The sequence below is a fragment of the Arcobacter sp. F155 genome, from assembly GCF_004116455.1.
In the GTDB taxonomy this organism is placed as follows: Bacteria; Campylobacterota; Campylobacteria; order Campylobacterales; family Arcobacteraceae; genus Halarcobacter.
The window spans coordinates 381925-404000 of record NZ_PDJU01000002.1 but is presented as its reverse complement, the minus strand read 5'-3'; the positions used below and the strand labels follow the sequence as shown (position 1 = coordinate 404000).

Below are 22076 nucleotides of genomic sequence, written 5' to 3'. Positions count from 1 at the left end.
CAAGCTCTGTCAATAGCTAATTGCTCAGCTTTGTCAGCAAATTCACATCCACCATAATATCTTTTATATGGATAACCCTCTGCATACTTGTTAGTAAATACAGAACCCATTGCTTCCATCACAGCAGCAGATGTGAAGTTTTCACTTGCAATCATCTCTAAGTGTGTTGTTTGTCTTTCTAGTTCTGCTTCTACGATATCAAAAATCTCTTTATCTGCTTGTTCTAGTCTTGCTTCTGTTATGTAGCTCATAGTATTACCTTTTAAAAATTTTTAAAAAGTATATCAAAAAGGAAAATTTATAACAATCCAGATATTGCTAAAAATAGTTTTTGTTATATAAATAAGAAAAATACTGCATCAATTGCAAGTTTTTTAGGCTCTTCACCTAGTGCAAATAAAGTATTCTCAACATTATAAATCATTTGAGTTAATAATACTTCAAAGGTAAAGTTAGAACGACTTAATAAAGACTCTTTTCCATCTTTTATATATGTAAGGTTCTTGATATCTTCATAAGTGATTTCTTCATCATTATTTAATCTTTTTTCTAACTCTATTTGCCAGTTATTTTGCCAAGTTAAAAATAGATAATCATTATTTAGGTCTTTATCTACTTTAAGTTTCCATTTTAATATTTGAAGATTTTTATGTAGTTTATGAAGTTTCTCTTTTTCATATGCTAAGGCAATTATTTTATGCCCATCTTCAATATCATAAGCATCATATAATGAGTAGTATAAACCTAAAACTAAAAAGTCATTTCTATTTTTTATAGTGTCTTTACTAAATGCTAATTGTAGGTAGTCTTTGTAGTTTTCAAGTATTTTGTTGTTGTATTTTAATAGTAGTGTTTTTTCAGATGACTCAATTAAGTCATAAATCTTTTTTTCTATAGATTTATCAAAGGCTTTTGGGTTTCTTAAATCAAGTTTCTTTTTAAATGAGATTAAAAGTTTTTGACTTTTTTTATAGTCTCTTTTTATTATATTTGCAGAGTCAGATTGAAATACATTTTTTACATCATCTTGTTTAGGCATACAACCAGTAAACAAAACTCCTAAAAATATAACTAATAAAAAACTTTTAAAACTCATTTGTCCCCTTTAAAAGGCTATTATAAAATAGCCTTTAATTCATTTTCAATTTTTTCTAATTTTGCTTGTGCATCTGCTAAAGCTTGTTTGTTTTCAGCAACAACAGCTTCAGGAGCATTTGCAACAAATCTTTCATTTGAAAGCATTCCATTTAGTTTATTAACTTCTTTTTCTACTTTCTCTTTTTGTTTAGTTAATTTATCAATGATTGGACTCATATCAATTTCACTTGTTGGTAAGTAAACCTCTAAGTTATCAGATACATCTGTAATAGAGTTTTCTACTTTAGCTTCAACAAACTCAATATCTTCAACTTTTGCAAGCTTTTGAATAAATGGTTTTGCTAACTGCGTATCTATTTTAGTATCTAATTTGATATATGCTTTAGCAATTTTTGAGTTACCCATATCAATAATAACTTTTGCTCTTCTTAATGCTGTAATCGCTTCTTCAATGATTGCAAACATTGCTTCAGTCTCTTTATCTTGTGCAGTCTCTTTAGGGAATGAAGAAACCATTAACGATTCTGCTCCATCTTCTAAAGAAGTTCCTGATAATTTGTGATATAAGTAATCAGAAATAAATGGCATAAATGGAGATACTAATTTAAGAGTCTCTTTGAAAATAGCTCCAAGCTCAGAAATAGAATCTTTACTAGCTTTAGAGTACTCAATACCCCAATCACAGAACTCTGTCCATACAAATTTATATAAAATAGATGCTGCTTCATTGAATTTAAATGTTTCAAGTGCTTCTCTTACATCTTCAACTGCATGAGAAAGTCTTGATTGCATATATTTTCCAAGAGCTGTTTTAATCTCAATATCTTTTAAATCTTCAAATGTATCTACATTTAAAGTTAAGAAATTAGCAGCATTATAAAGTTTGTTTGTAAAGTTTCTAAACTGCTCTAAGTTTTTAGCACCAAGTTTAATATCTCTACCTTGAACTGCTAAGTATGCAAGTGTAAATCTAATAATATCAGCAGAATGTTCTTCAACCATATCAAGTGGGTCAATTACATTTCCTTTTGATTTAGACATTTTAGCACCGTGCTCATCTCTTACAAGTGCGTGCATATAGATATCTTTAAACGGTAACTCACCTTGGAAGTGATCACCCATCATCATCATTCTAGCAACCCAGAAGAACATAATATCAAAACCTGTGATTAATAAAGAGTTTGGATAGAAGTCTTTCATATCTTGCTCTAAATTATAAAGCTCAGGTAATTTTCCATTATTTCCCCAACCTAATGGAGACATAGCCCATAAAGCAGAAGAGAACCATGTATCTAATACATCAGGGTCTTGAGTATAGTGTTTATTTCCACATTTTGGACAAGCTTCCGGTTCATCAGCTTTATCTGCCCATTGGTGATTACAAGAGTCACAAGTAAATACAGGAATTCTATGTCCCCACCATAATTGTCTTGAAATACACCACGGTCTTAATTCATCCATCCATGCTGTATATGAGTTGATCCAGTGAGCAGGGTGGAAGTTGTTATGTGCTTTTGTTTTATCAATTGAAGATTTTGCAACTTTTTCTGATAAGAACCATTGTTGAGAAATAAATGGCTCAACAATATTTTTACATCTATAACAGTGACCAACTTGGTGAGTATGCTCATCTATTTTTACAATATAACCTTCTGCTTGTAGTTTTTCAACAATAATAGGTCTAGCTTCAAGTCTCTCAAGTCCAGCGAACTCTCCACAATAGTCATTTAAAATACCAGCTTCATCAAAACATTTGATGAATTCTAAATCGTGTCTTTTTCCAACTTCGTAGTCATTTTGGTCATGTGCTGGAGTTACTTTTACAACACCTGTTCCAAACTCCATATCAACATGAGAGTCAGTAATAACTTTGATTTTTCTATCAGTTAGAGGAAGTAATACTTCTTTTCCAACGATATCTTTATATCTTTCATCATCAGGGTGAACCATAATAGCAGTATCACCAAAGTATGTTTCAGGTCTAGTAGTTGCAACTTGTACTTCACCACTTCCATCAGCAAACTTATAAATCATATGATAAAACTTACCATTTACTTCTTCGTGCTCAACTTCGATATCTGATAAAGCACCATCGTGAGTACACCAGTTTACCATGTAGTTGTTTTGAGTGATAAATCCATCATTGTATAAAGATACAAAAGCTTCTTTAACAGCTTCTTTTAGACCTTCATCCATAGTGAATCTTTCCCTTGACCATGCAGGAGTAACACCAAGTTTTCTCATTTGGTGAACAATGCTTCCACCAGAAGTCTCTTTTTGAAGCCAAGCTCTTTCAAGAAACTTTTCTCTTCCAATCTCTTCTTTAGTAGTACCTTCTGCTAATAATTGCTTTTCAACAACATTTTGTGTTGCGATACCAGCGTGGTCAGTTCCAGGTTGCCATAAAGTTTTGTACCCATCCATTCTTTTATATCTAGTAATAATATCTTGCAGTGTAAATGTAAGAGCATGTCCAATATGTAAGCTACCAGTTACATTTGGAGGAGGCATCATAATTGAAAAGTTTTTTCCCTCTTCTTGAATATCTTTGTTTCCGTCAATTTCAAAATAACCTCTATCTTCACAGATTTTGTAATAGTTGTCTTCTACTTTTGATGGTTCGTATTTTCCGCTCATTTATGTTCCTATGTGATTATTATGATTTTGTTTAATAAAATATCCGCGATTATATCTAAAAAAGATTTTATTTAAGGTAATACTATAAATAGCTTTTTATTTTGCTATCTTGCTGTGCAAGTTTAGCAATACTCAAACTTGGGATATTTCTTTCCATGTTTAAGTTATCAAGTAAGTAGTTTAGTTTTAAGATATTTGTTTTGATTTGTTCTAGGTAGTTTTTTAAAGATTTAATATGATTTTTGTCATTTGTATTTGTGTTGCTTAGTTCATTGATAGTTAGTTGTTCTCTTACTTTTTCTTCTTTAAGAACTTTTTCTATTTTCTGAATATAGTTGTGTGAATCTTTAGGGCTTTTTAGCATAATATATACCTTCAACTTTCTTTGAAGGTATATGATAACTAAAAAATGTCACATATGTGTCACGTATTTAAGAAAACTCTTAATCTTCAGGAGACTCTTTTTTTATTAAGCCAGCTTCTTTTAAAAATGGAGAGTGAATAAAATCTAGTTTTTTTACTTTGTCATATTTTGCAAAACTAAGGTAAAGTACATCTTTAGCTCTTGTTACAGCAACATAAAAAAGTCTTCTTTCTTCTTCTATACTTCCACCTTTGCTCATAAGTTTTCTATTTGGGAATCTTCCATCCATAAGGTCGATTACGAAAACTTCTTTAAACTCTAAACCTTTACTTGCATGAACAGAAAGAAGGTTTACTCCATCTCCTTCACTCATCTCTCCACCACCAAGAATCATTGAGTTAACAAATTTTGATAGGTCGTTAAAGTTTCTAGCAAGGTTTTTTAGAAGCATCACTTTTCTATTGATTTTAGCATGGGCTTTAGTTTTTTGCATCATGTTTACAGTACCATCTTTTTGCGTTGCTCTTTTTGTAGCTAAATTCTCTTTTAGCCTTGAGTACATCATAGATGAAGTAACCGATGAAACAAGTGATTCTGGAACTTTTGTTCTTCTAATCATTTTCATAAGTAAATAGAAGTCATAAAGATATTTTGCTCCATCAACAGATAGTTTAGGGTGTTTTAAAATTGCATTAGATAAAAAAGCTTCTTCAAAACCACAATCTTTAAATTTTGATACACTTCCTAATTCAATAAAATCATCAAATAAACCTAACTGTACATTTTTAACTCTATTTGATTGATAAGGGTTTTTAATACTTGAATCAGGTGTAAATAGACCTTTGAAAACATCTCCATTTCCTAGTTTTACTAAGGCATCAAAGATATCTTTTGCAATAGCTTTTCCAATACCTTTTCCATGTTCAAGTACGTGAATAAATGCCATCATATCATTGTGTGATAGTTGCATAACTAAAATATCAAGTACAAACTTTATCTCAACAGAGTCAAAAAATGACATTCCACCTTTTCTTTTTGCAGGAATTCCATACTCTCTTAAGTTTGCTTCAATTCCATCGGCACTTGAGTTGTTTCTAAAGATAATTGCTATATCACTATGGGGTGTTGAACTTTGAGAAATCTTTTCTGAGATATGATGATATTGTGCAAACAACTCAGTAAACTCTAAAAGTTTTGGAGGAATAGAGATATCTGTTCTCATAACTTGAAGTTGTTTCTCATATATTCTTTCATTATGTTCAATAACTTTTGTAGCTAAGTCTAAAATAGGTCTACTTGAACGATAGTTTTTTCTTAGTGTATATACATTTGAACCTTTATATCTTGTATCAAATGTTGAAATAATACCAATATCAGAGCCATTAAAAGCATAAATACTTTGGTCATAATCTCCTACACAAAATAGTGATTTAGGTCTAAATGCATCAAGAAGTCTTCCTTGTAAAGGGTTCGTATCTTGGTATTCATCAACTAAAATCTCTTTAAAGTCAAACTCTTCTTCTTTTAGAGTATCAAGCATAATAGTTAATAAATCATCAAAGTTTGCATAACCATATTTTGTTTTTAGTTCATTAAACTCTAATACAACATCATCATAAATAGGTGTATAGATTTCATGGTCAGGGTTTTTATTTTTTATCCACTCTTCAAAACCTTCACCTTCGTTTGAGTTAAGGTATAGTGAATACATATCATAAAGATATCCACCATCATATGGATTTACACCATCTTCTCTTTCATAAAAAACTCTTTTTTCATATAAAGACCTAAAAAGAGTTTTTAACTCATTTGGTTGTTTTAATGTAATATTTTTATTTAGTTTCTTTAAAAGTTTATATGAAACTGAGTGAAATGTTCCAGCCATAATTTTTGCAGCCATATCTTTTCCAAAGAACTTAGCAACCCTTGCTACCATTTCAGCGGCAGCTTTATTTGTAAAAGTTAATAGTAAAATTTCATCAGGTTGCACACCATTGTTGATAAGATTAGCAATTCTTCCTACAATAGTTGAAGTTTTTCCTGTACCTGCACTAGCAATAATAAGGTTAAAACCTTTTTCACATGTTGCAGCTTCGAGTTGTTCTTTATTTAAATTAGATAGAGGCATTTATTTAATATTCTTTAGTAGTATTTTCATTTGGCGAATATTAGCATAATGATTCTTATTTTTCGGGCAAAAAAAAAGCTCCCAGGGAGAGGAGCTTTTTTACACACAAGGAAATAAGTTTTTGGAAAACTTTAAAAAATTCGCAATTTAAAGTTAAGAAGTTTCGCGTTTCTTCTTAATCCATATGAAAATTATAATAGATGAGCATTAACTAAAGTCAAATAAAAAGTTAATGATTAGTTAATATAAGTATTAATAGATTGTTTTTTTGATTAATATAAGTGTGTTTTTAAGAGTATATAAGTAAAGCAAAGATTGCTTTACTTAAAAATATAACTAGTCTTCTACAGGCACAACTACAGGAGTTGATTCCCATATTCCGTGCTTTGTACAGTAACCATGTGCAACTAAGTTTAATTTCTTAGAAGTTGGGATAATTGTAAAAGTTGTAGTATTGTGAGCTTTAACATTACCTAATGTTCCTGGAACATAAGTAGCTTTAGCTAATAAAGTTTCTCCATTAAATAATGAAACAGACTCAATATAGTGATCAAAATCATCTGGGTGAGTATATTCATTTCCCATTTTAACAGTTACTTCAAAAGGCTCACCTTTTTTAGCAGCTTCAGCACAGTGAATAAATGGTGAATGTCTATCAATTAAATCTTTCTTTGCTTCTCTTTCTACAGTATCAATATCAACATATTTGTTAATTTTTGGCATTTCTTCTCCTAATAATAAAATTGGCGTATTATACAAAAAAATAATTAAAATAGAAAGCAAGTACAATTATGCTATTATCTCGCCTATGAATAAAGAAGATTTTTTTATAAAACAGTTTGTTAGTAATACAAAACTTATTGGTGATGACGGTGCTGTTATTGGTAAATGGGTTTATAGCAATGATGCTTTTTTTGAAAATGTTCACTTTAAAAAAGAGTGGATGAGCTTAAAACAAATAGCTCAAAAAGCAATGCTAGTAAATATTTCAGATGCAATTGCAATGAATGCTAAACCTAAATATGCACTTTTAACTGTAGCAATTCCAAAAGAGTACACTAATAAAGATTTAAAAGAGTTAGCAAAAGGTTTTAAAAAAGTAGCCAAAGAGTTTGGTATTGAAATTATTGGTGGAGATACAATCTCAAATATAAAGCTAGATATTTCGGTAACAATTATTTCTAAAACAAAAAAGCCAATTCTTAGAAGTGGAATAAAAAAAGATGATTTGCTTTGTTACACGGGAAGTTTAGGCTCATCTAAAAGAGATTTAGAAAAACTATTCTTAGGCGAAAAAGTATCAAAGAAATCTAAATTTATAAAACCAAAACTTAATGCAGAGTTTTTCTATAAAATTTCAAAATATGTAAATGCTTCTATGGATATATCTGATGGTCTGTTTTTTGAGCTTGAAAGAATGTCAAAACAAAGTAAGGTTGGATTTGAGTTTTTTGAAAAAATTGATAAAGATATAGGTTGTTCGGGGGAAGAGTATGAATTACTTTTCTCATTTGATAAAAAACATAAAGAAAAAATAGAAAAATTAGCAAAAAAATATGATGTGCCATTAAATATATTTGCCAAAGCAGTTAAGGGTAAATACTCTTGTGAGTGTGCAAATCATCATTTCAAAGATTAATAAAGTATAAGGAAAAATGTGGAAAAAGTTCAAAGGTATTTAAACCATTCAAAGATTGATGTTCTATTTAAACAAAACAAAGATGATTTTGTTGTAACAGAAATACCTCTATATGAGTTTAGTGGAGAAGGTGAACATTTAATTGTAAAGTTTAGAAAAAAAGATTTAACTACATGGGATGCGGTTAGAATATTTTCAGAACATTTAGGATGTAAAGGAAGAGATATAGGTTATGCAGGATTAAAAGATAAAAATGCGATGACGATTCAACATATCTCTATTCCAAAGCAGTTTGAAGAAAAACTAAATAGCTTTAACCATGAACAGATAAAAGTTTTAGATGTAACAAGACACAATAATAAAATAAGAGTAGGGCATTTAAAAGGAAATAAATTCTTTATTAGATTAAAAAGAGTAAATCTAATTGATGCTAAAAAGATTGAACAAGCAGTTCAAAGTATTGCAACTTTTGGTATGCCAAACTATTTTGGATTTCAAAGATTTGGAATAGAGGGAGATAACTATAAAAAAGGTGAAGCAATAGTAAAGGGTGAACTAAAAGAAAGAAATAGAAAACTAAAACAGATGTTTGTTAACTCTTATCAAAGTTACCTTTTCAATAATTGGCTTTCAAAGAGAATAGAAGTTTCAAAACTAGTTGACTCTTTTAAAGCTGAAGAGATTTACGAAAAACTTGAATTACCATTAGATGTAGTTAAAGATATGAAAAAACAAGAACATCCTTTCAAGCTTATTCCTGGTGATTTAATGAGTCATTATCCTTATGGAAAAATTTTCCATGTTGAAAACTTAAATGAAGAAGCTGAAAAGTTCTTTGCAAGAGATAGAGTTGCTACTGGACTTCTTTGTGGTAAAAGAGTTAAAAAAGCAGATGGTTTAGCACAAAATATTGAAAAAGAGTTTGATGTTGAAATCAAAGAAGATGGTGCAAGAAGATTTGCATGGATTTTCCCTGAAGAAATTGAAACAAATTTTAAAGAAGAAAAAAACTGGATGGAGTTACAATTTACTCTTCCAAAAGGTTCATATGCAACTGAGTTTGTTGCTGAGGTAATTCACTAAAATATCTTTTTTGTAGTTATAAATAACTAATTAGTCATAATATTATTAAGGTAAAATAAGATACACTTTTCTTACTTTTGATAAAGGGTTATATTATGACATACGAGGATCTTATAAAAGATTTATGTGATGTAATTAAAGAGTCAGAAAACAATGCTGTTTCTATTTATGAAAATTTAGAAAATGTTGACAGTATTATTTCTGAACTTGATCTTCCATTACATAAAGCTAAAAAAATTGAAGAACTGATTTCTAATTCTTTTGGTTTATTACAGCATCAAGACTTACATAGACAAAAAATAGAAAGAGTTGTAAATCACGTTTGTGAAACTAACAATATTGACTCAAAAGAGTATAATATTGCTTCTTCTGCTAAACATATATCGGGGGATGAAACATCAGATGTAGTTTCTGATGATGAGTTAGAAGCATTAATTAAAAGTATGCAAACAGCTAACTAAAATAAAAAGGTTTTTAAACCTTTTTATTTATTATTCTTACAAGCCTCTTTTTTCAGACTATTTAGTGTTCCAAATATTCTTAAAGACTCTACTTCTACAGCTTTAGCTTTTTCATTTAGAACTTCATTATCTGCTTTAGCCGCATTTGCGTCTACTAGTTCTTGAAGTTTACCTTTTAAACTTACATTTAGTTTTTCAAGGTCTTCAATTGCACTATAGTCACAACTTGGATTAATCTCTAAATACTCTTTAATCCAATCAGAAACAGTATAACAAGATGATGTAGTCCATTTTTCATAAGAACCAAGTTTTGAGTAAACATCATCTTTAAGACCAAGTACATTTACTTTTAACTTAGCTGTATCATAAACTAAATCTACATTACAAACTTCTTCTCTTGCTTCTTGTAAGAAACTTGCTCTTGAAGCTGCTGTTACAAGAGAGTTTGACATATTAGCAATATCATTTGACATTTTAGAGATTTGGTCAGCAACTTGTGCATTTTCTTGAGTTGCTCTATCTAATAAGTTAACGGCATCATTGATTTGAACGATTCCAGCTTCCTGCTCTTTAGAAGCATTTGCAACTTGCTCAATCTTTTCAATAGTTAAGTTAATATTTTGATTTAACTCTTCATATCCAGTAATCATATTATCAGAGATTTGTTTACCAGTATTTGTTTTTTGTGTTGCTTTTTCAACTAACTCTTTAATCTCTTTTGCTGCTTCAGCTGATCTAGAAGCTAGGTTTCTAACTTCACCTGCAACAACTGCAAAACCTTTACCTGCTTCACCAGCAGTAGCTGCTTCAACAGCTGCATTTAGTGAAAGGATATTTGTTTGGAAAGCAATTTGGTCAATAACTTCAATAGCTTCGTTAATAGAGCTAACTTGTGCATTGATATCATCCATAGCAACAGCTGTTTCATTTGCAAGGCTATGACCATTTTGTGCAGATTTTGTTACATATCCTGCTAAAGAAGACATTTCATTAGAAGCTTCTGTATTACCTTTAATATTTGCAGTAATTTGTTCTAATGCAGCAGCTGTTTCTTCTAAAGATGCGGCTTGTTGATTTGATGACGTAGATAACTGATTTGATGCAGTTGATAAAGTATGAGTGCTCTCTTTAAGTGAATCACCAGTATTCATAATCATCGCTAAAATCTCAGATGTATTATTACCTACAAGTTTAATTCCAGCAGCTAGTGAACCTAAGTCACCATAAATACCTTTATCATTTATCTTATAATCAAATTTAGACTCAGAGTAGTTTTTAAGAGTATCATTGATTCTATCAAGAGTCTCTTTTGTATGATTAATCATTGAGTTTAGTTTATTTTTTAAATCTTCAACATATGGGTTAGATGCAGTTGAGTTTACTTGGTATACAAAGAAACCATTTCCCGTTTTTTCTAAAATATCATTTGCTTCTTCAATAACTTTTTCATCTTGTTTTAGACCTGCTCTTACTTTATCCATATAAGAGTTAAATAGATTCGCTACTTCTCCAATCTCATCTTTTGATTCAACATCAAGTTTAATACTTGGGTCATTTGATTTAAGAAGGTTTTCAAATCCGCTTTTAAGTGTAGCAATAGGTTTTGTTGCTCTTTTTACAATTATAAAGATTAAACCAATAGTAATCCAGCCAAATACTGTAGATACTATTAAGATTTCTATTACTAAAGTACTAATTTTATCATCTGATTCTGCAAGTGAGAATGTAAGGTCCATAATACCAATTACATCACCTTCTTTTTGATTAGCATGACACATTAAACACTCTTGTGTTGCAATCATTGGCTTAATCATTCTTAGATTATGACCTTCTGCATCATCAGTTTCTAGTAGTTGATTTTCTTTTGTTTTAAATGATTTTAAAACATCTGGGTCTGTAGTAAATTTTGCACCTGGGTCGTACATATCAATAAGAGGTTGACTTTTTGCAATTACAAGCTCTTTAACTCCATCAATAGTAGCAGCTTCATCTTCTGCTTTTTTAATTTGTGCAGGATCTCCTGTATTCATCGCATTTCTTAGACTTTGGAACATTGCAGTATTAAGCATGTCAAGATTTTTTTTAGTAGTAGCAATGGAGTCTGCTCTTACTTGTTCAGTAGTCATATATGTTACTATTAAACTCGAAAGAGACATTAAAATGAATAGAGAAACTATTATTTTATTACTTATTTTTTTTGTAATTAATTCAATCATCAAAACAACCTTGATATTAAGCTTCAATATTATATAATGAATATTATTTATTGTATATAAAAACAAAAAGAAAATTTAAAATTTTGAAAGAAAAATATGATTGTAGGTATTGAAGGAAGCATTGAAAAAAAGGAGCCAACCCACTTACACCTTAATGTAAATGGTCTAATTTATGAGGTTTTCGTTTCAGTAAATTGTAGCTCAAAAGTAACAGATAAGCGTGTTAAGCTTCATACAACTCACATTATTAGAGAAGATTCTCAAACACTTTATGGCTTTTTAGACCCCAATGAAAAAAAATTATTTGACACAGTTATCAAGATAAATGGAGTGGGTCCAAAAGTAGCACTTGCTATTTGTTCTACCTTTACTCCAAGTTCTTTTGCACAAATTGTTAGTGAAAATGATGTATCAATGTTAAAAAGAGTTCCAGGTATTGGTCCAAAAGGTGCTAGTAGAATTTTAGTTGAGTTATCAGGGTTTATTGTTGAAGATGATGAGGATGGAGCTGTTGGTGGTTCAAAGGCAACACTTGAAGCTTCTCTTGCTTTAGAGTCTTTAGGATTTAAAAAAGATGTTGTATCAAAAGCACTTAAAGCGTGTACAGGTACAAATACAAGTGATTTAGTAAAACAAGCACTTAAGCAATTACAAAAATAAAATATAATAGTAAAAGCAACTCGTTGCTTTCTTTAGAATTTTGATACTTTTAAGGATTTTTTATAAATCCTGTTAAAAAGTAGTTATTATGAAATGTGTCCCTTTTAAATGGGACATTTAAAAGGAGATAGATTGAAGTTAGGAATAGTTTTTGGTGGTAAGTCATATGAGCATGAAATATCAATTGTTTCTGCTATTGCTATGAAAGATGTTTTAAAAGAAGAGTTAGTTTATATTTTTTGTGATTCAAATAGAGAGTTTTATCATATTCCAACAGATAAAATAAAATCAAAACTATTTAGTAGTGGTGAGTATAAAAAGTGTGATATTTTAAACTTCTCAAAAGATGGTTTCTCAAAGAAAGCTATGTTTGGAACAAAACCTTTTGAAGTTGATGCTGTTTTAAATATAACTCACGGTGGTGATGGCGAAGATGGATTATTAGCTTCTTTATTTGAGTTTGCAAATATTCCTTATATAGGACCTAGAAAAGGTGCTTGTGCTGTTAGTTTTAATAAGTTTTTAACAAAAGGTTATGCTCACAGTGTCGGTGTAAAAGCTATTGATTATAAATACTACACAAAAAATGACAAAGTAGAAGTTCACTCATTCCCTGTGATTATCAAGCCAGTTACTTTAGGTAGTTCTATTGGTGTTTCAATTGTAAAAACTCAAGAAGAGTTAGATTACGCACTTGATGTAGCTTTTGAGTTTGATGAAGCAATTATTGTAGAACCATTTATTGCAGGAATCAAGGAGTATAACTTAGCAGGTACTAAAGTAAATGGTGAATTTGTTTTCTCAATCATTGAAGAACCACAAAAAGCTGAATTCTTAGATTTTGATAAAAAATATTTAGACTTTGCTAGAACTTCTGCTGCTTTAGAAGCTGATATTTCTGAAGAACTTAAAGATAGAATAAAAGAGTCTTTCAAAGCTATTTATAACAATACTTTTGATGGTTCACTTATTAGATGTGACTTCTTTGTTCAAGAAGAGGAAGTATATTTAAATGAGATAAATCCAATTCCTGGTTCTATGGCAAACTATTTATTTAAAGATTTTAATAATGTATTAACAACATTAGCTAAATCTTTACCAAAACAAAAAGATATTAAAATAACATACGAATATGTAAACAAAATACAAGCATCAAAAGGTAAATAGATTTGGCTTTAAAAAGCATTGAAGTACAAGACAGAAAATTTAGTATCTCATATGAGATTGTAAATCCTAGCCAAAAGAAGGATATAGTTATTCTTCATGGTTGGGGTTCAAATAAAGAGATTATGAAACAAGCATTTGGTAACTTGCTTCAAGACTTTAGACATATATATATTGATATGCCTGGTTTTGGAAAAAGTTCAAATGATTATGTTCTTACTACAAAAGATTACTCACTTATTATAAAAAAGTTTTTAGAAGCTTTAAATACAAATGTTGTAGCAATAGCTGGACACTCATTTGGTGGAAAAGTTGCAACACTAATAAATCCTGAAAATCTTATCTTACTAAGTACTGCTGGAATTTTAGAAGAGAAAAGTTTCAATGTTAAAACAAAAATCTTCTTTGCAAAGATTTTTAACAAACTAGGACTTAGAAAAGTTACGAAGTCATTTAGAAGTGATGATGTAAAGCAAATGAGCCATGAAATGTATGAGACTTTTAAAAATGTAGTAGATGAAGACTTCTGCTATATCTTTTCTTCTTTTGAAAAAAATGCTATGATTTTTTGGGGGAAAGTAGATACTGCTACAACTCTTCCTTCTGGGAAAAAAATTCACGAGCTAATTAAAAATAGTAGTTTTACAGCCTACGAAGGTGATCACTACTTCTTTTTAAAACATGCAAAAGATATTTGTGAAAAAATTGAAAATGGATTAAAATAATGGAAATACTAGAATACTTTTATATATTTACTCATGTTTTACTAATCATGTCTTTAGGTTGGTATTTAATCACAAACTTACAATGGTATAACTATAAGTTAGAAAGAGTTTTATTTAAACACCACAAATGGCAATGGCATATCACATACTTTGCTGCTCCAGTTGTACTTTTTCATCTTTTACCTGATTTATATTTTTCTATCTATTTTTATTTGATTTATATGACTAGTTTTGTTCTTTGGAATAGAAAACTTGATAGGTCTTTAGTTTTAACTTCTAGAGTTAAAAGATTTTTAGGGGTACTTTTATTTATAACTTTTGCACTTCACTTACTTTGTATTTTAAGTGAATCTTGTCATGCAACGGCTATTTTTGTACCTATTATCTTAACACTTGCCGTTACGTACTTAATGGAAAAGATGTTTTTTATCTCTTTTAAACATAAAGGCAAACAAAGACTAGAAACTATTCCTCAGCTTAGAACTATTGCTATTACAGCTTCATATGGAAAAACTTCTATTAAAAACTATTTATACCATGTATTAAAAAGAAAATACAAAGTATATAAAACTCCAAGGTCAGTAAATACAATCGCTGGAATAGTTCTAGATGTAAATAGAGACTTACCTCTTGATACACAAATATATATTGCAGAAGCTGGTGCTAGACAAGAAGGTGATATCGAAGAAATCACTATGTACTTAGAACCTCAATATTGTATTTTAGGAAGTGTTGGAGAACAACATATCGAATATTTTAAAACTATAGAAAATATTATTCATACAAAAATGGAAATACTAAAATCTCCAAAGATGCTAAGAGGTTTTGTACATGAATCTGTTCCTTTAAAACAAGATTATGATGAGATTACAAAATTCCCTGATAATCTAAATGTAACTATGTCAAATCTTGATGGTATTTGGTTTGATATTTTAATTGATGGGGAACAACAACATTTCCATGCTCCAGTTCTTGGAAGTTTTAATGCGATAAATCTTACGGCAGTTATTTTAGTAGCCCATGAGCTTGGGATGACTATTGATGAAATCAAACTTGCAATAAAAGATTTACCACAAGTAGAACATAGGCTTCAAAAAATAGAAGCAGGTGGAAAGATTATTATTGACGATAGTTTCAATGGAAACTTAGAAGGTATGCTAGAAGCTATAAATATTTGTACTAATCATGAGGGAAGAAAAGTTATTATCACTCCAGGATTAGTTGAGTCAACTTCTGAAGCAAATATTTTACTTGCAAAAGAGATAAATGAGAAGTTTGATTTAGCGATAGTTACGGGAGAATTAAACTCACAATTACTTAGTTCTAATATTGATGAAGACAAAGTATTTGTATTAAAAGATAAATCAAAACTAGAAGATACTTTAGCATCTGTTACAAAAGAGGGTGACTTAATCCTTTTTGCAAATGATGCACCAAACTTTATATAAAAACAACTCGTTGTTTTCTTTAGAGTTTGCTACTTTAAGGATTTTTTACAAATCCTACTAAAAGTAGATGATAAAATAAAGGTCCCTTAAAAACTGGGACAGTTTTTAAGGAGAAATATAATGGAACACCTATACGCACCTTGGCGATACTCTTATGTTAGTGAAGAAAAAATAGAAGGGTGTGTATTCTGTCATATAGCAAAAAACAAAGAAGAAGAGAAATATCAAGTTCTTTTTCACGATGAACTTTGCTATGTAGTTATGAATAAGTTTCCTTACTCTCCTGGTCATATGATGGTAATCCCATATTTTCATACTGATAAAATAGAAGAGTTAGAAGAAGAGACTTGGCTAAGAGTTTCTAAAAGAGCAAGACAAGCAGTAAAACTACTAAAAGAAGTAATGCCTTGTGAAGGTGTAAATATTGGTATGAATCTTGGTAAAGCTGCTGGTGCTGGTATAGAACAGCACGTACATTATCATGTACTTCCTAGATGGATAGGTGATACGAACTTTATCTCAACTGTTGGTGGAGCAAGGGTTTATCCTGCCGAGTTTGATGAGATATATAATAAACTAAAAGAAAATTCTAAGAACTATTTCCTATGAAAATTTTTATATTTTTATTATTTCTTTGCAATTTTATATTTGCTGATAATGATTTATCTTTAGAAAAAATTTTTAAGAAAAACAAAGTAAAAGGTACAATTGTAATTCAATCACTAAGCTCAAATAAAAGTTATGTATTTAATCCAAAAAGAGCAAATACTCGATTATTACCTGCATCTACATTTAAAATACCTAATTCATTGATTGTACTAGATAATAAAGTAATTAAAGATGAAAAAGAGATTATTCTTTGGGATAGAAAAAAAAGGTTTTTAGATGTATGGAATAAAAACCAAACTTTGAAAACGGCTTTTAAATATTCATGTGTTTGGTGTTATCAATATTTTGCAAGTAAGTTATCTCTAGATATCTATAATGATTATTTAATAAAACTAAAATATGGAAATATGAAAACGGGTAATAACCTTACAAGTTTTTGGTTAAGTGGAGATATCAAAATTTCGTCTTATGAACAAATAGAATTTCTTAAAAAATTATATACTGAAAAACTTCCTTTTAAGAGTAAGCATTTAAAGTTAGTAAAAAAGATTATGATAGAAGAGAAAAACAACAAATACATATTACATGCAAAAACAGGCTGGGCTACTTCTCCTAAGAATAAACATGGATGGTATGTAGGATATATTGAAACTTCAAAAGATACATGGTTTTTTTCAACTAATCTTTTAATTAGTGATTTTAAAAGATTATATCTTAGAAAAGAATTAACTCTAGAAGTATTTAAATATTATAATATTATATAGAAAAGTTACCTAAATGTTTTTCAAGAAAAAAGAGTGCCCAATAGCAAAACTTGGTGAAAAAGTTTTAAGACAAAAAGCCAAAGAAGTAGAAAATATAAACTCAAAAGAGATATTGACTATTATAAAGAAAATGCTTGATTGTGTAAAATCAAGTAGGGGAGTTGGCCTTGCTGCTCCTCAAATCTTTGAAAGCTATCAAATACTTATAATCTCATCTCACCCAAATGACAGATACCCAAATGCTCCTCTTATGGAAGATGAAGTACTTATTAATCCAAAAATCATAAATAAATCAGAAACTATAGAAAAAGATTGGGAAGGGTGTTTAAGTATTCCAGGTATTAGAGCTTTGGTTCCAAGACATAAAACAATTGAAGTTGAATACACAACATTAGATAATAAAAAGGTACAAGTAGTATTTGAGGATTTTGTTGCAAGAATATTTCAACATGAGTATGACCATTTATTAGGTAAGGTTTATATAGACAGAGTAGAGACTCCCAAAGATATAATATCAGAAGAAGTCTATTTTAAAACTATAAAGTAGTTTTAGTGTTCGCTGTGCTCAGCAATCATAGTTTGAATTTTTTCTAAAATCTCTTTTGCTTGTTCTTCATCCATCTTTTCTTCATCAATTGCTAAAAGAATATTTTGAAGCTCAACTAAAAAAGACTCCATATCTCTAACTTCTTCTAGTGTATCATCTGTTTGTTCATTTTTCTCAATAACTTTATGTAAATCTTCAACATAACTTTCAACTTCAGGTATCATAGTATCATGAACAATTGAATATAACTCTTTTTTTATTTCTGACATTTTGTCCCTTTTTTGATTTTGGCTATTATATCTTTATATGTTCAATACTTAGGTTAACTTTATCATAGGATGATATACTTTCAATTAAAAATTTTCAGGACACAAAATGATTACTAGAAAAATAATAAACGAAAAAATGAGCAGAATAGTAGAACACAATGGCACTATCTATTTTGCAGGAATTGTATCAGATGATAAAGAGTTAGATATCAAAGTTCAAGCTAAAAGAGCTTTAGAAATAGCAGAAGAGAGATTTAAAGAAGCAGGAACAGATAAACATCATTTACTTAGAGCTGAGATTTGCCTAAAAGATATTTATAGGGACTTCAAAGCTTTCAATGAAGTTTGGAACGAGTGGGTTTCAGATGAAAAGCCAGCAAGAGCTTGTGTTGAAGCAAATATGGCAAGTCATAATACTCTTGTAGAAATTATCTTCACAGCAGCAAAAAAATAAATCTTTATGTTTGAAGTTATCTACAAGTATCTTACTATCATTTTTTTGATAGTACTTATGTTTATACTTTCCTTTACTGCATATGAATTTTATATTGGTTCAATCACAGTTAATAGTATATTTTTACATAAAGTAGCAGGAATAGCTCTATTTGTAGTAACTTTAATACATATATTAATAAGAAGAAAAAAACTAAAAAAATTAACACAAGAGTTTTTTAATATTTTCTCAAAAAATAAGAAAGTCACACTAGATAGTGATATGGATAGACTGCTTGATTCTTTGGAGCCAAAAACTTTAAAGCAAGTATGTGATACTTTTAATCTTGATATTAAAGAGCTTGATAAAATCTTTTCACAAAACAATATTTCTTATGAAAGTTTAGAGCAAATACTAAAAGAAATATCTAAAATAAACTCATATAAAACCTTTGCAATAATAGTAAAAATAATAGAATACAAAGCTGACTAATCAAAAGATTATTCTATGTTTAATAAAATAAACTATATATAATTTTTTTTATAATATATACTTTTCTTTTGTATGATTTCAGTATATGGATTTAAAAGGATACTTCTATGAAAAAAGATGTAATAGTTATTGGTGGTGGTATAGTTGGACTTATGTGTGCTTACAATCTTCATAAAAGAGGACGGCAAGTTACAGTAATAGACGAAGGTACTATTGAAAATGCAACATCCTTTGGAAATGCAGGGCTTTTATCTTCTTTTGATAAAACACCATTAAGTTACCCTGGAGTTGTATCAAACACTTTAAAACTTATGTTAAAGGGGCAATCTCCTGCTATCTTTCATCCAAACTTAGATTTAAAACTTTATAAGTGGTTATATAGATTTGTTCAAAGTGCAAATGAAGTTCGTACAAAAAAGACAATGATGCTATTTGAAAAGTATGGACAAATCTCACTTGATATCTACAAAGATTTAGTTTATAAAGAAGGTATTGATTTTGACTTTCACCATGATGGAATGTTATCAGTCTTTACTCAAAAACATACATATAAAGAAAAACTCGAAAAATACAACTATATAGATGAAGAAGATAGGTTTGAGATTTTTGATGATGCAAAGATTAAAGAGTATCTGCCTTTTGCAAATGATAAAATAGAAGGAGCAATTTTATTTAAGAAAAATGCTCGAATAGATCCAAAAAAGTTAATGCTAGGACTTAAAAAGTATTTACAAGATGAAGGAGTAGAGTTTATTTTAAATGAAGAGATTACAGATATAAAATATGAAAACAAGAAAGTAAAATATATCTATTCTCAAAATAGAAACTTCTATGAGGCTGAGACTTTTATTATGTCAACAGGGTACAAAACTGATTTGGCTAAAAAAAGTAATAAAGAACTTATGCTAACTCCTGCAAAAGGTTATAGTATAACTTTCACTATGCCAAAAGAGCTAAAACCAAAAACATCAACACTATTTAACGATTTATTTATAGTCATGACTCCAAGATTCAATGATGTAAGACTTACTTCAAAACTAGAGTTAGGAAGTGATGACCCAGAAGTAGTACAAAAACAAATAGATAGTATAAAGAAAAACTTCAAAGAGTATAGTATTCCTTTTGAAATGAAAGATGAAGTTACATGGAGTGGTTTTAGACCTCTTACTCCAAATGATATTCCTCTTATAGGAAGAGATGAGAACTATTCAAACTTAGTATATGCTATGGGATTAGGATGGCTTGGAATGACCTTTGCACCTTCTATTGGGCATATAATTGGTGACTTAGTAGAGTTTGACCAATCAAATGCAAAGAATGATGACATACTTTTATTTTCAGGATTTTATCAGTATTAAACTCTAATAGTACCTTTTCGATACCATTTTTTATTATACTTTTCATTATAAAGAGGTGTAATAATGAATGGAAACAATATAAATTTAATGTATGTAGAAGATGATGTGATTGTAAATGATACTATTACGAGCTTACTACAAAAGTTAGGTTATACGGTATATAACTTTTTTAATGGTGCAGACGCCTACAATTATTTTAAAGATAATAAAATTGATATAGTTATCTCTGATATTGATATGCCAAAGATGAATGGTATTGAATTAGTAGAAAAGATAAAAAAAGTAAATACAAAAACACCTATAATATTTACTACTGCAATTAGCGATGAAAAATATCTTCTTGATTCTATTAAATTAGGTATTGATTTATTTATGAAAAAACCTATTGACTGTAGTGTCCTAAAAGAGAATGTTGATAAGGTTTTAAAGCCATACTTCTTAGAGCTTGAAAATGAAAAAAAAGAAGAGAAAATAAGAGAACAAGCAAAAGAGATTCTTATTGCAAAAACTGTTTCTATGATTTCACACCAGTGGAGACAACCCTTATCAAAAATAGGTTCTATTACAAGTAAGATTAGAGTTTACTCACAAATGAACAAACTTACCGATGAAATTTTAATTGCCAATTTAGAGAAAATAGAAAAAGAGAATATCTACCTTTCTTCAACAATAAATAAGTTTAATAATCTTTTAGAGAAAAAAGATATTAGAGAATTCTCTTTAAAAGAGTTACTAAAAAGTATAATAGAGGATGAAATCTCAATTGAGATGCAAAACAATGTTTTTATCAAAAGTGACTATGATGAGTTTAAAAATATTTTTGAAAGTATTCTAAAAAACTCTTATGAGCAGTTTGATAAAAATGACATTGAAAATAGAAAGATAGATATAACAACATTTCAAGATGATGACTTTTTGAATATAAAGATATGTGATAATGCAGGTGGAATAGATAAAGATATCTTATCAAATGTATTTGATTTATACCATTCAGATAAATCCTTAAATGGTAGAGGACTAGGACTTTATTTAGCTAAAGTTTCATTAACTCTTTTAACAAATGGTGAAATTAGTTTAGAAAATATTGAGAGTGAAAATGGCAAAGGAGTTTGCGTAAAGATTAAAATACCAACTACGTATGTAAGTTAAACTTACACACTAGCTTTGTAGAACATAATAGCTGCAACAGCCATAAAAAATATACCAAGAAGTATTAGGTTAAATGCCTTCTCTTTTCTTACTTTTTCTTCATCTACTTCAAATACAGCAACAGACTTTAAAGCTCCATTATCTATATAATGAATAAACTTGTAACCTTTTTTTGAGTATTTAGCTCTTATCTTTTCTAACTCTTTTTCTCTTTGTTCTTTTGAAAATCCACCAACTACAATCTGTTTTTTCATATTAAACATATTCCTTAAAAGTTTTTTGAGATTATACAATATTTTATTGTAATCAAACTGTAGCCTATATCTTTGACTTTACTTAAAGTGTATACTAAAACATATACACTTATCCTTTTTAGAAGGAAATAAATTAATTAAATAAAAGGGCAAAAGCCCATAATACTTGACATTTAACTAATATTAAGTTATAATCCGCGTCCATAAAAATGGTTAGAGTGCCTTTTTCGGTATATCTAACGAGTTCTTTAAAGGAAAATACATGGAAAAAATTAGATTAAAGCTTAAAGCTTATGATCATAGAGTTTTAGACAGAAGTGTTGCTTCAATTGTTGAAGCTGTTAAAAGAACTGGTGCTGAGTTAAGAGGTCCTATTCCTCTTCCAACGAAGATCAGAAAATACACTGTTCTTAAAGGTCCTCACGTAAATAAGGATTCTAGAGAGCAATTCGAAATCAGAGTACACTCAAGAATGATTGATATCATTGCAGCGACTCCTGATACTGTAGATTCATTAATGAAACTTGACTTAGCTCCTGAAGTTGATGTTGAAGTTAGATCAATGGGTCAAGAATAAT

23 protein-coding genes and 1 pseudogene are annotated in these 22076 nt (G+C 29.3%); 15 read left to right on the top strand and 9 right to left on the bottom strand.

From position 1 onward, the window contains the following. The 6 genes and pseudogenes from glyA to CRV03_RS04525 form a co-directional block, all read right to left on the bottom strand. Positions 1–251 (bottom strand): annotated as a pseudogene (glyA, locus tag CRV03_RS04550) (serine hydroxymethyltransferase); the annotation flags it as partial. Positions 252–334: 83 nt separating this feature from the next. Continuing rightward, on the bottom strand, positions 335–1096 hold the full coding sequence (locus tag CRV03_RS04545; protein WP_129083950.1) for a hypothetical protein: 762 nt from the start codon (positions 1094–1096) through the stop codon (positions 335–337). Positions 1097–1116: 20 nt separating this feature from the next. Next, positions 1117–3735: a valine--tRNA ligase gene (locus CRV03_RS04540; RefSeq protein WP_129083949.1), complete on the bottom strand. Its 2619-nt coding sequence runs from the start codon at positions 3733–3735 to the stop codon at positions 1117–1119. An 82-nt stretch (positions 3736–3817) separates the two neighbouring features. After that, positions 3818–4099, bottom strand: a complete 282-nt coding sequence (locus CRV03_RS04535) for a hypothetical protein (protein WP_129083948.1) — start codon at positions 4097–4099, stop codon at positions 3818–3820. 79 nt (positions 4100–4178) lie between these two features. Further along, the gene (locus CRV03_RS04530; RefSeq protein WP_129083947.1) at positions 4179–6227 is read right to left on the bottom strand and encodes an ATP-dependent helicase; all 2049 of its coding nucleotides are present in this window, start codon (positions 6225–6227) and stop codon (positions 4179–4181) included. Between the two features lie 336 nt (positions 6228–6563). Then, positions 6564–6950, bottom strand: coding sequence for a class II SORL domain-containing protein (locus tag CRV03_RS04525; RefSeq protein WP_129083946.1), 387 nt, complete (start codon positions 6948–6950; stop codon positions 6564–6566). 85 nt (positions 6951–7035) lie between these two features. Here CRV03_RS04525 and CRV03_RS04520 point away from each other — a divergent pair, with 85 nt between their 5' ends. The 3 genes from CRV03_RS04520 to CRV03_RS04510 all read left to right on the top strand — a co-directional run bounded on the left by CRV03_RS04520 (position 7036) and on the right by CRV03_RS04510 (position 9410). Next, positions 7036–7866: a thiamine-phosphate kinase gene (locus tag CRV03_RS04520; RefSeq protein ID WP_129083945.1), complete on the top strand. Its 831-nt coding sequence runs from the start codon at positions 7036–7038 to the stop codon at positions 7864–7866. Positions 7867–7884: 18 nt separating this feature from the next. Then, a complete protein-coding gene (gene truD, locus CRV03_RS04515) occupies positions 7885–8949 on the top strand; it encodes a tRNA pseudouridine(13) synthase TruD (RefSeq protein ID WP_129083944.1) in 1065 nt (354 codons plus the stop codon). A gap of 95 nt (positions 8950–9044) precedes the next feature. Next, positions 9045–9410 (top strand): hypothetical protein, encoded by a 366-nt coding sequence (locus CRV03_RS04510; RefSeq protein WP_129083943.1) that lies wholly within the window; start codon positions 9045–9047, stop codon positions 9408–9410. A gap of 23 nt (positions 9411–9433) precedes the next feature. Here CRV03_RS04510 and CRV03_RS04505 read toward each other — a convergent pair whose 3' ends face one another. Next, positions 9434–11626: a methyl-accepting chemotaxis protein gene (locus tag CRV03_RS04505; RefSeq protein WP_129083942.1), complete on the bottom strand. Its 2193-nt coding sequence runs from the start codon at positions 11624–11626 to the stop codon at positions 9434–9436. Between the two features lie 96 nt (positions 11627–11722). On the opposite strand from CRV03_RS04505, the gene ruvA reads away from it, so the two are divergent. From ruvA to def, 7 genes are all read left to right on the top strand, one after another. Further along, complete coding sequence (ruvA, locus tag CRV03_RS04500; RefSeq protein ID WP_129083941.1) at positions 11723–12286, top strand: Holliday junction branch migration protein RuvA; 564 nt, start codon at positions 11723–11725, stop codon at positions 12284–12286. 132 nt (positions 12287–12418) lie between these two features. Continuing rightward, complete coding sequence (locus CRV03_RS04495) at positions 12419–13453, top strand: D-alanine--D-alanine ligase (RefSeq protein ID WP_129083940.1); 1035 nt, start codon at positions 12419–12421, stop codon at positions 13451–13453. Between the two features lie 2 nt (positions 13454–13455). Next, positions 13456–14175, top strand: a complete 720-nt coding sequence (locus CRV03_RS04490; protein WP_129083939.1) for an alpha/beta fold hydrolase — start codon at positions 13456–13458, stop codon at positions 14173–14175. Next, the gene (locus CRV03_RS04485; RefSeq protein WP_129083938.1) at positions 14175–15623 is read left to right on the top strand and encodes a UDP-N-acetylmuramoyl-tripeptide--D-alanyl-D-alanine ligase; all 1449 of its coding nucleotides are present in this window, start codon (positions 14175–14177) and stop codon (positions 15621–15623) included. Before CRV03_RS04490 ends, CRV03_RS04485 begins: the two co-directional genes overlap by 1 nt. Positions 15624–15743: 120 nt before the next feature. Continuing rightward, complete coding sequence (locus tag CRV03_RS04480; RefSeq protein ID WP_129083937.1) at positions 15744–16232, top strand: HIT domain-containing protein; 489 nt, start codon at positions 15744–15746, stop codon at positions 16230–16232. Then, positions 16229–16996, top strand: a complete 768-nt coding sequence (gene blaOXA / locus CRV03_RS04475; RefSeq protein ID WP_129083936.1) for a class D beta-lactamase — start codon at positions 16229–16231, stop codon at positions 16994–16996. The genes CRV03_RS04480 and blaOXA overlap by 4 nt, the downstream gene beginning before the upstream one ends. Positions 16997–17009: 13 nt before the next feature. Next, positions 17010–17543 carry a peptide deformylase gene (gene def, locus CRV03_RS04470; protein ID WP_129083935.1) on the top strand — a complete coding sequence of 178 codons (534 nt, stop codon included), beginning with the start codon at positions 17010–17012 and terminating at the stop codon, positions 17541–17543. Positions 17544–17545: 2 nt separating this feature from the next. On the opposite strand, the gene CRV03_RS04465 is transcribed toward def, so the two are convergent. Then, positions 17546–17812 carry a hypothetical protein gene (locus CRV03_RS04465; protein ID WP_129083934.1) on the bottom strand — a complete coding sequence of 89 codons (267 nt, stop codon included), beginning with the start codon at positions 17810–17812 and terminating at the stop codon, positions 17546–17548. Positions 17813–17918: 106 nt separating this feature from the next. Here CRV03_RS04465 and CRV03_RS04460 point away from each other — a divergent pair, with 106 nt between their 5' ends. The 4 genes from CRV03_RS04460 to CRV03_RS04445 all read left to right on the top strand — a co-directional run bounded on the left by CRV03_RS04460 (position 17919) and on the right by CRV03_RS04445 (position 21244). Then, the gene (locus tag CRV03_RS04460) at positions 17919–18266 is read left to right on the top strand and encodes a RidA family protein (protein ID WP_129083933.1); all 348 of its coding nucleotides are present in this window, start codon (positions 17919–17921) and stop codon (positions 18264–18266) included. A gap of 57 nt (positions 18267–18323) precedes the next feature. Continuing rightward, entirely contained in the window at positions 18324–18737 is a 414-nt protein-coding gene (locus CRV03_RS04455; protein WP_129083932.1) for a hypothetical protein, read from the top strand. 107 nt (positions 18738–18844) lie between these two features. Further along, positions 18845–20095: an FAD-binding oxidoreductase gene (locus CRV03_RS04450; protein ID WP_129083931.1), complete on the top strand. Its 1251-nt coding sequence runs from the start codon at positions 18845–18847 to the stop codon at positions 20093–20095. A gap of 63 nt (positions 20096–20158) precedes the next feature. After that, on the top strand, positions 20159–21244 hold the full coding sequence (locus tag CRV03_RS04445; RefSeq protein WP_129083930.1) for a hybrid sensor histidine kinase/response regulator: 1086 nt from the start codon (positions 20159–20161) through the stop codon (positions 21242–21244). A gap of 2 nt (positions 21245–21246) precedes the next feature. On the opposite strand, the gene CRV03_RS04440 is transcribed toward CRV03_RS04445, so the two are convergent. Beyond that, positions 21247–21498, bottom strand: coding sequence for a hypothetical protein (locus CRV03_RS04440; protein WP_129083929.1), 252 nt, complete (start codon positions 21496–21498; stop codon positions 21247–21249). Positions 21499–21760: 262 nt separating this feature from the next. Here CRV03_RS04440 and rpsJ point away from each other — a divergent pair, with 262 nt between their 5' ends. Then, positions 21761–22075: a 30S ribosomal protein S10 gene (gene rpsJ, locus CRV03_RS04435; protein WP_114838549.1), complete on the top strand. Its 315-nt coding sequence runs from the start codon at positions 21761–21763 to the stop codon at positions 22073–22075. Position 22076 lies beyond the last annotated feature (1 nt).